Origin of the sequence: Tropicibacter sp. Alg240-R139, from assembly GCF_900537075.1 — a bacterium.
Lineage (GTDB): Bacteria > Pseudomonadota > Alphaproteobacteria > Rhodobacterales > Rhodobacteraceae > Falsiruegeria.
The window spans coordinates 740,667-752,630 of record NZ_UNRA01000001.1; the positions used below are offsets into that span (position 1 = coordinate 740,667).

Genomic DNA, 11,964 nt, shown 5'->3' on the forward strand with positions numbered 1-11,964 from the left:
GCGTTACTTGAAGCGATAGTTGATCCGACCCTTGGTCAGATCGTAGGGGGTCATTTCGACCTGAACTTTGTCGCCGGCCAGAACACGGATGCGGTTTTTGCGCATCTTGCCTGCCGTATGTGCGATGATCTCATGGCCGTTTTCCAGCTCGACCCGAAACGTCGCATTCGGCAGGAGTTCCTTCACGACACCGGGAAATTCGAGCGTATCTTCCTTGGCCATGTTGTCTCCATCTTGATGTTGCACCCGCAGAATCTGCGGGCCGTGCGCTTAAATGAGCCTATTCCCCCCTTATTTCAAGGCCTCAATCGCTCAAACAAGACTGTTTGTGACCGAATTGACCCGACTGTCCTGTTCTGCCCAGTGGGTACGGTTCAAAACCACGCCATCTGCGCGCACATGGGCGATAGCCTCCATGTCAACATCGGCGTAGGTCCAGCCAGGTTGGTTCAGGGTGCCTTCGGCCAGAACTCCGGTCATGGGAAAGCCGGTGTCAGGCGGACCAAAGACGCCGCCCATGCCAGTGGTTACATCCACAGACTCCGACCACGGCGCTTCGCCCACCAGCGAAGCCATCACGCTGACGCATTGATTCTCCAAAGCCCGCGCCATGGCTCCGATGCGAACACGCCAATACCCTGACAGGGCTTCGGTACACGAGGGGACAAGGAGGATTTCGCACGAGCTCAGCTCGCGTCCCAACAGGGGAAATTCGCTGTCGTAACAGATCAGTACGCCAATCTTTCCCAACTCGGTTTCAAAAATTTGCAAGCCATCTCCGGGCACCACATTCCAGGGATCACGTTCAAACCGGGTCATGATCTGTTTGTCCTGATGGCCACGCTTGCCGTTGGGCGCATAAAGCGTGGCGCGGTTGACGGGCCGGTCATAGCCATCGTTTACCGGGGCCGAGGCGCCCAGGATGTGAACGCCGTGTTCCGCCGCCAGTTTCTGGTACAGATCATGCACCGGCTCCATCCGGTCAGATACTGCATGCAGTGATTGCTCCAGATCGGCCGCCACGGTGGCGCCTGCCAGCGTGCACAGCTCCATTGCGCCATATTCGGGGAACACGAGAAGATCGGCGCCTTGTTCTGCCGCGTCGCTGACCCAATGGGCGATCTTGTCTTCGTACTGGGACCAGCTGTCCAGCCAGTCGAGCGGATAGGCGGCAGTCGCGATTTTCATGAACGTCTCTCCCTGTTGTTGTGCAGATTAAAGTCATGTCCGTTCTGGAGGGGCAACGGTAAAGCAAATGTGACGCACGGGCTGTTTAGGCACGGACAGCTCGGCCCGGATCCAGTTTTCAAGTGCGCCAAGAAAAAGGGCGCAGGTTAACCGCGCCCTTTTTCAGTTACTTAGGGATTTATGCGACGTCGAAACGATCTGCGTTCATAACCTTGGACCAGGCTTCGATGAATTGCTGCACGAAAGCCGCTTCGCCATCGCCAGAGCCATAAACCTCGGCCAGGGCCCGCAGTTGCGAGTTCGACCCAAACACCAGATCAGCGCGGGTGCCGGTCCATTTGACCTGACCTGATGCGCGATCCTTACCCTCAAAGACACGGCTGTCTTCGTCTGCGGCGCTCCATTCGATGCTTGCATCCAGAAGATTGACGAAGAAGTCGTTCGACAACTGACCGGGACGGTTGGTCAACACGCCATGCGCCGAACCATCCCAGTTGGTGTCAAGCACACGCATGCCGCCGATCAGTGCGGTCATTTCCGGCGCGGTCAGGGTCAGCAGCTGCGCCTTGTCGACCAGCAGCTCCTCGTCCGCGACGCTGAAACGGCCCTTGGTGTAGTTGCGGAAACCATCGGCGATGGGTTCCAGAACGGCGATGGATTCAACATCCGTCTGTTCATCGCTGGCATCTGTGCGACCTGCGGTAAAGGGTATCTCGACGGTGTGACCCGCGGCCTTGGCGGCCTGCTCGATCCCCGCGGAACCACCCAGCACGATCAGGTCTGCAAGCGAGACTTTCTTACTGCCGGACTGAGAACTGTTAAAGGCCGATTGCACACCTTCAAGCGCCGACAGTACCTTGGACAGTTGCGCCGGGTTGTTGGCCTCCCAGTCCTTTTGCGGCGCAAGACGAACGCGCGCACCATTGGCGCCACCACGCTTGTCCGATCCGCGGAAGGTCGAGGCCGAGGCCCAAGCCGCCGAGACCAGGTCTGATACGGAAAGCCCAGTTGCCAGGATCTGCTCTTTCAGCGCAGCCACATCGCCCGCATCCACCAGATCGTGGTCAACGGCGGGAACGTTGTCTTGCCACAGCAGTTCTTCGGCGGGGACATCATCGCCAAGATACAGGCTGCGCGGGCCCATGTCGCGGTGCGTCAGCTTGAACCATGCGCGTGCAAAGGCGTCGGCAAACTGATCCGGGTTTTCGTGGAATCGGCGCGAGATCGGTTCAAGGTCGGGGTGCATCCGCAAGGACATGTCGGCGGTGGTCATCATCGGCGCATGGTTTTTCGATGGGTCATGCGCGTCGACAACCATGTGTTCGGCCGCGACATCCTTGGCCTGCCACTGCTGGGCACCAGCGGGGCTTTTTACCAGCTCCCATTCGTAACCAAACAGCACGTCGAAATAGCCGTTGTCCCATGTGGTGGGGTTCGGTTTCCACGCACCTTCAACACCGCTGGTGGTGGTGTCTCCGCCCTTGCCGGTACCAAGGCCATTCTTCCAGCCCAGACCCATCTGTTCGATGGATGCCGCTTCAGGTTCTGCGCCAACCAGATCGGGATCGCCCGCACCATGTGCCTTGCCAAAGGTGTGGCCACCGGCGACCAGCGCAACGGTTTCTTCGGGGTTCATTGCCATACGGCCAAAGGTGTCGATGACGTCATTGCCCGACAGAACTGGGTCAGGGTTGCCATCGGGGCCTTCGGGGTTGACGTAGATCAGGCCCATCTGAACAGCGGCCAGCGGGTTTTCTAGATCACGCTCGCCCGAGTAGCGGCTGTCTTCCTTGTCCGAAGTTGCCAGCCATTCTTTTTCGGTGCCCCAGTAGATGTCCTGCTCGGGCTCCCAGATGTCAGCGCGACCACCGGCAAAACCAAAAACCGGCCCGCCCATGGATTCGATTGCAACGTTACCGGCCAAGATCATCAGGTCGGCCCAAGAGACACTGTTGCCGTACTTCTGCTTGATCGGCCACAGCAGGCGACGTGCCTTGTCCAGGTTGCCGTTGTCTGGCCAGCTGTTAAGCGGCGCAAACCGTTGGTTGCCGGTCGAGCCGCCGCCGCGACCATCAGCCGTGCGATAGGTGCCCGCGCTGTGCCACGCCATACGGATAAACAGACCGCCGTAGTGCCCATAGTCGGCAGGCCACCAATCCTGACTATCGGTCATCAGGGCGGTAAGGTCGGCCTTGAGCGCCTTGAGGTCGAGCGACTTGAATGCCTCGGCGTAGTCGAAGTCGGTGTTCATCGGGTTCGATTTTGACGAATGCTGATGCAGAATGTTCAGGTTCAACTGGTTCGGCCACCAGTCGCGGTTTCCGGTTCCGCCTCGTGATGTGTTCACGGGCGCGCCGTGCATCACCGGGCATTTCCCTGCGCTGTTGTTTCCGTCCATTTTGATCTCCGATCGTAGCTGTACTGTTCAATATCGCTGCGCGAATGTTGACTGAGGCGCACGTAGACCCACCCGTCTGATTCTCGCGGCATACGCAGGAATCTGAACACGGGTGGGGCCTGCGGGTATCCTCAATAGGTTGGCCACAAAGGAAAATGACCCTCAGCCGACCAACCTGACTTCAACGCTTCGACTCAAAGCCTAGCGGACAAAATGAATTGGAGAAAATTGTTTATCGTCATCGTTTTGATAGGTTTTAGTTATCACGTTGGGAGGCAGGCCGGATCCGAAAAAGAAATCTTGAAACACGCGCCTTCGTCCGTGGGAACCAGTGTGATTTCCGCGCCATGAGCCTGTACCAGATTGCGCACGATGGGCAGACCCATGCCAGTGCCACCGCTATCACGACGCGAGGTGAAAAAGGGTTCAAAGACATGCGCTTGATTGCCTTGGGACACCCCTGGTCCATTGTCAAAGATCAGCAGGTACGAACCCGCGTACACGACCCCGACGCTCAGATCGGCTCGTGTGGCCCCATGTTGCGTCGCATTGTCCAGCAGATGGGTCACCACGATCTGTAAGCCCTGCGGGGCAAGTGGCAGAGCGATGTTGCCGCCAGAGACAGTCAGTTTGATACCAGAGTTCGTGGATTGCAAAGATTCCGCGATGTCGTTCAAGGCGCATTTTCCGTGATAGGCTGGTTCGCGTGCAGCGGTGATGCGCTGAAGGGCTTTCAATTGGTCCTGCATCTGCTGCGCTGCCCCTTGAATCTGTGCGATCAGTTGTCGGTCCTCGGCTTTCAAGTCGGGGCTGTCTTCTAAGAGTTCAGATGCCGCATGGATAGCGGATACAGGCGTTTTCAGCTCATGCGTCACGTGATCCGCAAATGTGCGGATCGAAGCCTCTCGCCGTTGCAGGGTCTGCGCCATGTCCAGCACGCTTTGACCCAACCGGTGCAATTCCTGCGTACCATAGTGCTCAAGCGGTTTTGCGCCCTCAGAACGGCCGGTTCGAACCGCTTCCGCCCGACGGGACAGTTCTGTCACAGGGCGCAGCAGCAACCGCACCAGCAGAATGCCTAGTGCCAAAGTGGCCAAGCCGATCGCGGTTGCCAACAAAGCTGCTGCGGGGCGAAAACCGATTTCAGGTCCAAGATATCGTAAGGCCACGAGCCCGACCAATGACAAACCCAAGGTGCCCGCCAATGCACCACCAAGCACAAACCAGAGAGAGGGGCGCCATTTGCCGCTCATGTCAGCCACGGTTTTAGACGCAGGCCGACGCCGTGTATGGTTTCAACGCTCTCGCTCCAACCTGCCTCGGAAAGCTTGCGGCGCAGGTTTCTCAGGTGACTGTCGAGCGTGCGGTCAGATACAGGGCTGCCAATGCCATAGATGGCATCCGTCAGTTGCGACCGGGTAATGACATGATCCGGGCGTTGGAGCAGCGTTAGCAAAATTTGCGACTCCGTCCGTGTCAGCGCGACAGGCGTTCCGTTCACTGCGCAATGGTGGCGGTCAGGGTCCAGTGTCAGGTCCCCGTGATGGTGAATGGTGGGTGCTGTCGCGCGCTGGCTGCGTTTCAGGATCGTCTTAATCCGCGCCACCAACTCGCGCGGGCTGAAGGGTTTGGTGACATAGTCGTCGGCGCCCAGTTCCAGTCCGAGAATGCGGTCGATCTCGTCATCTCGGGCTGTCAGGAACAGGATCGGTACATCCGAGGTTTGGCGCAGACGGCGGCACACTTCGAGCCCGTCCAGTTCGGGCAGTCCCACGTCCAGAACGATCAGGTCAGGGTTGTCCCGCGTGGCTGATATCAGTGCCTGCTGCCCGTTCGAGGCGGTCACGACCTGAAACCCGGCGCGGTTCAGTGTCAGGGTCAGCAGTTCACGCAGACGCGGGTCATCGTCAACGACGAGGATATTCATGGCCGACCTCAGCTTGATCCATTGACGCGAGAATATCCAGCACGCGCCAGCTTCGAAAGCCCCAATCCCGCCAACCATCGATCCGGGGGGCGATGATGTGGCAATCGGGAATGTCTTGCAAAGCGGCCGCAGCCATGGGGCCGAATTGGCAGGCATAGTAAGTGTCAACGTTGTCTGAGCGCGACAGGTTTGAGCGCACGATCAGGTCAGCGAAATTCACGAAGGCGCAGGCGTAGAGCACGCCCAAGCCCAGGGCCGTGCACCGCGCCATTAGCCAGAGGTTGGATTTGGTGCGCGAGATTTGCCAGGCCACGAGTATGAGCCCGATGGCAACAACGCCCATCCAGATTGCTGCATGAACCCTCAGAAAGGTCAGGCCGTAGGCAGAGGTGTATAGCTCGAGACGCAGGAGTGATGACAACACTAGCGCCACGTTCTGGGCCAGCCACAGAATCAGCAACGGCTTCAGCCAGCTTTTGATGGCGAGATGAGGACGGGCCGCCAAGGCAAAGGCACCGGCCAGCAAGGCCGTGATGAGCAATGGATAGGCTCCGCGGTGGGCATAGGTGGCATAGCTCATCCCTTCGGGCAGGCTGGCACCGCCCCAGAGGTAGAGAGCATCCAGAATGGTTTGCAGACCAAGCAGCAAGTTGAAGGTGATCAACGCATTGCCGGTGCTGGTCCTGTTCACACCCCAGGTCTGCGCGTGAAAGAGGCCGGATAACGGGCCGGGTTTGCGGGGGTAGGTCTGGCGCTGCGGCAATGGGGGGACGAGAAGCGGCCAGATCAAGATCGCCATGCCGATCCAGAAGAGAAAGCGGTGGAGGGCGTCCTGTGGGTTGAAAGTGCCCAGCCGAATTGCGTTTGTCCAATGCAAAAATACCGGGTTAGCCTCGATCAGCAGCGCGCTTAGAATCAGAATCCCACCCAGAGGAAATCCCCAAGCGCGCAGCGTTGCGCTGATCCCAAAGGTCGCGTCCGATTGCGGGCGCAGGGCGACGGCCCGATGCCGTCTACTCCAAAGGTCGCGCGCGCCCCGCAGCGGCACCGAGCGCAGGATGAGGCCGCCGGTGCGGGCGACCTGGGCTAGCGTTGCCCTGTCCCCCAGGGCGATCCAGGCGAGGCTGCCCAAAAGGCCCAAGGCGAGAAAGAAGACAGACAGCGCCTGTAGGTGTTCGATTACCGGAAGGCTACCGACTGCCAGAAGCGAAGCAGGGCCAGACCAGTGCACTTTTGGTGCACGCAATACCCAGGCCGCAGCCAGGACAACAACTGCGAAGATCACCAGCGACAGACCTTTGCGGTGGTCGAAGAACAGAAGATCCGCGAATGCAATCAGCCCAAACAATGCTGACAACCAATACGCGCGTCTGTTGCCGTACCGGAGCGATGGTGTTTGTCTAGGAGTGTCTTCCAGCCACCAGCTGTCTTGTGCGATCGAGGCGGGAAGCCCGCGAACCTCAAATACCTGTGTCATGTCCCTTGGCCCTTGTTGTTGGCTTTGGGGCAGTCATGACAGGCGCAGTTGCAGCTCCTGCGCAGCAGATGTGCAGATTTCGCGCAGATCAGAGGGTGCGGGTGAACAACTGCCCGAACTCAGGGCGCGGGTCAGACACACCGCCCAGGCGCAACATATGCCAAGCCAATGCTTGATTGCTCGAAACCACAGGGACACCGGCCCGCGCCTCGGCCTGCGGAATGACGTCGAGACATCGCAAGTTTGTGCACGATATCACCACCGCGTCGCAATCCGCGTCGTGCGTCACCGCGTCAACGGCGCTCAGGATTGCGCTGGGCGTGATCCGGGCCACAACACGGTCGTCGCATTCTTCGAACGAGCCGAAGCTGGAGATGGTGTTTCCAGCTTCTTCCAGCTTTGTTCGCATTTGCGCCGACACTTCGGGCAGATAGGGCGTGACGAAACCCAACCGCGATGCACCTAGCGCTTTGCAACCCGCGATGATGGCGCTAAGCGGGTCAGTGACCTGTGCCTCGGGGCGGGCAGACTGGATGGCGTCGCGTACGCCGTCAGGGCCGATCACGGTCGAGGCCGAAGTGCAGCCGTATCCGATCACGTCGAACTGTAGCGACGAAGGGAACAGGCTGGCCGAAGCGGGCAGGTCGGCAGCCATCTGTTTCAGGGTTTCGGGGCGGATATCAGGCACCATTGGGATGCGACTGTGATAAAGCGCCACTCCGGGTTCTTGCGTCATCCGCGCGAATTCCTGCTCCAGCGTTTCGTCGGTTTCCAGCACCACAACGCCCAGGTTGGCCCTTGTTCCGATCCCGGCATCAGTTTCGAATGGTAGCTTCAATTTGTCCTCCTTGGATGACCGGCAACTCGGGCGCAGCCCTGCGGCTTAGCAAGCGGGGTGCACCGTCCACGATCACCAGGTTTTCCTCATGCACCATGGTACGGCCATCGCCGTAGCAGAGCGACGGTTCCAACGTAATCACCATATTCTCTTGCAGGACGGTTTCGTCAAACGCTGCGTGCGAGGGCCATTCGGTCAACTGCATCCCCAGCCCATGCCCCAGACGGCCAACATTGGCGTCTTGGTCGTCCAATTCTGCGATTACCCTGCGCATGGCGATGAACAGATCGCGGCATGTGTTGCCGGGGCGGGCCGCGTCCAGGCCGGCCTCGGTCGCGCGCCATAGCACGTCGTATGCCTGACGGGACGCATCGTCGGCGCGGGTGATGGCAAAGTTGCGGTCGAAGTCGCAGAAATAGCCGTCAAAGGTCGCGCCGGTGTCCAGCATCAGGATGTCGCCGACCTGCAATGGGCGGCGAGAGGGCGGCGAGATCACGTCTTGATACCCACCCTGATCTGCCCCACCCACCAGATAAGGTACGTCATCAGCCCCGAGCGAAAGCGCACTACGGCGGAAGGCGCGAAAGACGCCCTCAAGCGGAGCGCCTTCGTGGGCAAAGTTCGGGACGGTGTCAAATGTGTTCGAGCCGATGGTGCAGATGTGGGCGAGCTTGGCGATTTCGGCTTCTGATTTGACCATCCGGAGCTGCCGAATCAGTTTAGTCGCGTCTTTCACGCCGATGTTGGGTAAGCCATCCATCAGGCGCTCGTAGTCGCCAAGGGGCATGCGCAGGCCCGTTTCGTGGCCTTTCAGGATGCCCAATGTGTGTCCGGCAGCATTCAACGGCCCGAGCAGATCGAGCAGCAGCGAAATACCGTCATCGCCTGGATTGGGCGCATCCCAAGTGCGGATGTCGCGGACCCAGGTACGACCCATCAGATCAGCCCCGATGCCGGGGATCACTGCGACGGGTTCGCCCGCGCTGGGCAGGTACAGGAACCAGGGCCGCGTCGGACTCTGCCAGAACAGGGTGTGAAAACCGCTGAAATAGCGCACTTCGGGCTCGCTGAGTAGCAGGATGCCGTCAAAACCCTGCTGGACCATCAAGCCCTGCGCTTTGTTCAGGCGTGCTTCAAATTCAGAGCGTTCGAACCCGCGTGCAGGGGCTTCATGCATCGTGACCCTCCATGATGCGGGCATAGATCTCGGGGTCGGTGACCCCTTCGGAGCCGATGAGCAGAATGCGAGACGCATCGTTCAACCCCAAATCGGCCTTGAGGTCAGCAGTCTGACACGCCGCGATCACGGCAGCCAGACCGGCGACGGCGCTTTCGCCCGCCTCGATGGGGGTTTCGCCGTTCTGCGGGCAAGCCAGCATTCGGACTGTGGGTGCGACGATGCTGTCAGGGATGGTCAGGTAATCGCTGGCCTCCTGGCTCAGGATCTCCCACGCCATCGGAGAGGGTTCACCGCAGCTGAGGCCAGCCATGATGGTCTCCTCTTGGATGGCGAAATTTGTGGCGGCCCCTGCTTTGGCGCTTTCAAAGAGGCAGGCCGCCAGTTCGGGTTCCACCACAACCACGCGCGGGCTGTGCTCGCCCCAATACTGGCGCAGGCCTGCCGCGACAGAGGCTGCCAACCCGCCAACCCCACCTTGCAGGAAGACGTGGGTTGGGGCCTGATCCATTGCTTCGCAGGCCTCGCGCGTCATCACACCGTAACCTGCCATCACATCACGGGGCGGCTCGGAGTAGCCGGGCCACGAGGTGTCGGACACCACGTACCAGCCGTTCTGCTCGGCCTCTTGGCGCGCTAAGGCGACCGAGGCGTCGTAGTCGCCGGTGATGCGGATGATCTCGGCCCCCAGCTCGCGCATCGCCACAGCCCGGCCTTCGCTGACCTCGGCGTGGATATAGATGCGGCACGGTGCGCCAAGGCGTTGGCAACCCCAGGCCAGCGAGCGCCCGTGGTTTCCGTCGGTGGCCGACACAAGTGTTATCTTGGTGCACTCATCCCGGTATTTGCCAGCGCTGATGTCGGCCAGTGTTACGTCGGTACCCAATTGTTCAGACAGCACCCGCTGCAGGACACGCATCGCGGCATAAGACCCCCCAAGCGCCTTGAAGCTGCCAAGGCCAAATCGCGGGCCTTCATGTTTGTAAAGGATCGCGCCCAGGCCTAGTTCCGTTGCCAGGCCATCCAACGATGCGAGCGGTGTTTCAGTATATCCGGGCCAGCTGGTGATCTCTGCCACAGCGCAAGAAAAATCCTCGGAGGACAACACGCGGGTGGCCGCATCGCCGACTTCGGGCATGCGATGGACGTGGTGCAGTGTGGCGGTCTGATAAGGGGTCATCTGGGTCAGTCCTGTCGTTGTGGCAGCCGGTCACGAACCAGCTGCGCCCATAGGTTTGCGCCAATCGGCAGCAGGGCGTCGTTGAAATCATAATCCGCCGAATGCAGCGGTTGGCCGTTGCGCCTCTCGGTCCCGTTGCCCAAGAGCAGGAAACATCCGGGAACGGCAGCGGCGAAATGGGCGAAATCCTCGGAAAAGCTCATCGGGGTGCGGTCGGGTATGGTGTCGAGGCCCTGCGCAAGGGCGGCCTGAACAACCGCGCGCGTCGGACCAGGTGCGTTGATGGTTTCGACAAATTCGGTGTTAAACGAGACGTCAATTTGCACGTCATGTGCAGTAGCCAAGCCTGCTGCAATCCGACGCATGTGCCGTTCGACTTCGGCCCGATCTTGCGGCGAACGCGCCCGTGCGTCGCCTTTGAGCGTGGCATGTCCGGGTAGAACATTACGTTGCCCGTCGGTCAGAAATTCGGTCACGGACACCACAGCACCCGCGCCGGGCGCCAACTTGCGCGACACGATGGTCTGCAGCGCCTGCACCAGTTCCGCGCCCACGGTGATGGCGTCCACCCCGACCTGTGGCATCGAGGCATGGCCGCCCTGACCGGTGATGGTCAGTTCAAACAGGCTCTCGGACGAACAGATCAACCCGGATCGGGTCGAGACCTGCCCGACCGGTGCGCCGGGCAGGTTGTGGATGGCATAGACCTCTTCAACGGGGAACTGCTCTAACACACCCTCGTTGATCATCGCTTGTGCGCCAAGCCCATGCTCTTCGTTGGGTTGGAAAATGAAGACGGCGGAACCATCAAAGTCAGGGTCAGCCGCCAGAGTCTCAGCTGCACCCAACAGCATCGTCATATGCCCGTCATGGCCGCAGGCGTGCATGACGCCGGGGGTCTGCGAGGCGTAGTCCAACCCTTCAACTTCCGTGATCGGCAGCGCATCCATATCGGCCCGTAGCCCAATGGCGCGATTGCCGGAGCCCGCGCGCAGAATGCCGATGACGCCCACACCCTCATGAACCTCTAGCCCAAGCGCGCGCAGGTGATCGGCGACGCGGGCCTTGGTGCGCTCCTCTTGAAAGCCAAGCTCGGGCGCGCGGTGAAAGTCGTGCCGCAAAGCGGTCAAGGCGTCGTGGGAGGGTGGCATTGTTGTATCTCCGCGTAGGTGCAGCGAGTATCCGTCGGATTTCGGTTTTTTGAGCGTCAGAGTTTGGGAGGTTCGTGACGAAAAAAGTTGCCATTAATCAAAATTGATACGAAATTCGTACCATGGATGAAAAAGATAAACAGATCTTGCAGCTGGTGCAGACTAATGCCCGTATGACCGCCGAGGCGATCAGCCAGGACGTGGGGCTATCCCCGGCAGCAGTGCAGAAGCGGTTGAAAAAGTTGCGCGAAACCGGCGTGATCGAGCGTGAGATCGCGGTTGTGTCCCCGGCCAAGGCAGGCCGCGAACTGACCATCATCGTCGAGGTCATTCTGGAACGCGAGAACCTGGCGCAACTCGACTCCTTCAAGCGGCGCATCCGGGCGGCGGAGTGCGTGCAGCAGTGTTATTACACCACAGGCGAGGCGGATTTTGTGCTGATCTTGACCGTGGCGGACATCAAGGAATACGAACGTTTCACCCAGGAGCATTTCTTTGAACAATCCAACATCAGCCGGTTCAAGACCTCGATTGTGATGGACCGGGTGAAGGTGTCGTTGGACGTGGTTTGAGTGGGGAAAGGAGCCGCTGCCTCCATCGCTGCGCTCCGCTCCCGGAGTATTTTTGA

Annotated in this window: 11 protein-coding genes; 1 reads left to right on the forward strand and 10 read right to left on the reverse strand. The window is 59.9% G+C overall.

What is annotated here, in order from left to right; genetic code table 11:
• Positions 1–3: 3 nt before the first annotated feature.
• From infA to G6R15_RS03740, 10 genes are all read right to left on the reverse strand, one after another.
• Positions 4–222, reverse strand: coding sequence for a translation initiation factor IF-1 (gene infA / locus G6R15_RS03695; RefSeq protein ID WP_005978431.1), 219 nt, complete (start codon positions 220–222; stop codon positions 4–6).
• Positions 223–312: 90 nt separating this feature from the next.
• A complete protein-coding gene (locus G6R15_RS03700; protein ID WP_164658427.1) occupies positions 313–1,188 on the reverse strand; it encodes a carbon-nitrogen hydrolase family protein in 876 nt (291 codons plus the stop codon).
• 178 nt (positions 1,189–1,366) lie between these two features.
• Positions 1,367–3,586: a catalase/peroxidase HPI gene (gene katG / locus G6R15_RS03705; RefSeq protein WP_164658428.1), complete on the reverse strand. Its 2,220-nt coding sequence runs from the start codon at positions 3,584–3,586 to the stop codon at positions 1,367–1,369.
• Between the two features lie 263 nt (positions 3,587–3,849).
• The gene (locus G6R15_RS03710) at positions 3,850–4,839 is read right to left on the reverse strand and encodes a HAMP domain-containing sensor histidine kinase (protein ID WP_240336687.1); all 990 of its coding nucleotides are present in this window, start codon (positions 4,837–4,839) and stop codon (positions 3,850–3,852) included.
• On the reverse strand, positions 4,836–5,513 hold the full coding sequence (locus G6R15_RS03715) for a response regulator transcription factor (protein ID WP_164658430.1): 678 nt from the start codon (positions 5,511–5,513) through the stop codon (positions 4,836–4,838). The genes G6R15_RS03710 and G6R15_RS03715 overlap by 4 nt, the downstream gene beginning before the upstream one ends.
• Positions 5,494–6,990 (reverse strand): DUF4173 domain-containing protein, encoded by a 1,497-nt coding sequence (locus tag G6R15_RS03720; RefSeq protein ID WP_164658431.1) that lies wholly within the window; start codon positions 6,988–6,990, stop codon positions 5,494–5,496. The genes G6R15_RS03715 and G6R15_RS03720 overlap by 20 nt, the downstream gene beginning before the upstream one ends.
• Positions 6,991–7,078: 88 nt before the next feature.
• Complete coding sequence (locus G6R15_RS03725; RefSeq protein WP_164658432.1) at positions 7,079–7,828, reverse strand: aspartate/glutamate racemase family protein; 750 nt, start codon at positions 7,826–7,828, stop codon at positions 7,079–7,081.
• The gene (locus G6R15_RS03730) at positions 7,806–9,005 is read right to left on the reverse strand and encodes a Xaa-Pro peptidase family protein (RefSeq protein WP_164658433.1); all 1,200 of its coding nucleotides are present in this window, start codon (positions 9,003–9,005) and stop codon (positions 7,806–7,808) included. Before G6R15_RS03730 ends, G6R15_RS03725 begins: the two co-directional genes overlap by 23 nt.
• Positions 8,998–10,185: a diaminopropionate ammonia-lyase gene (locus G6R15_RS03735; RefSeq protein WP_240336650.1), complete on the reverse strand. Its 1,188-nt coding sequence runs from the start codon at positions 10,183–10,185 to the stop codon at positions 8,998–9,000. The genes G6R15_RS03730 and G6R15_RS03735 overlap by 8 nt, the downstream gene beginning before the upstream one ends.
• A 5-nt stretch (positions 10,186–10,190) precedes the next feature.
• Positions 10,191–11,336 (reverse strand): amidohydrolase, encoded by a 1,146-nt coding sequence (locus G6R15_RS03740; RefSeq protein ID WP_164658434.1) that lies wholly within the window; start codon positions 11,334–11,336, stop codon positions 10,191–10,193.
• A 122-nt stretch (positions 11,337–11,458) separates the two neighbouring features.
• Between G6R15_RS03740 and G6R15_RS03745 the strand changes: the two genes are divergently transcribed.
• Positions 11,459–11,908 (forward strand): Lrp/AsnC family transcriptional regulator, encoded by a 450-nt coding sequence (locus tag G6R15_RS03745; protein ID WP_164658435.1) that lies wholly within the window; start codon positions 11,459–11,461, stop codon positions 11,906–11,908.
• Positions 11,909–11,964 lie beyond the last annotated feature (56 nt).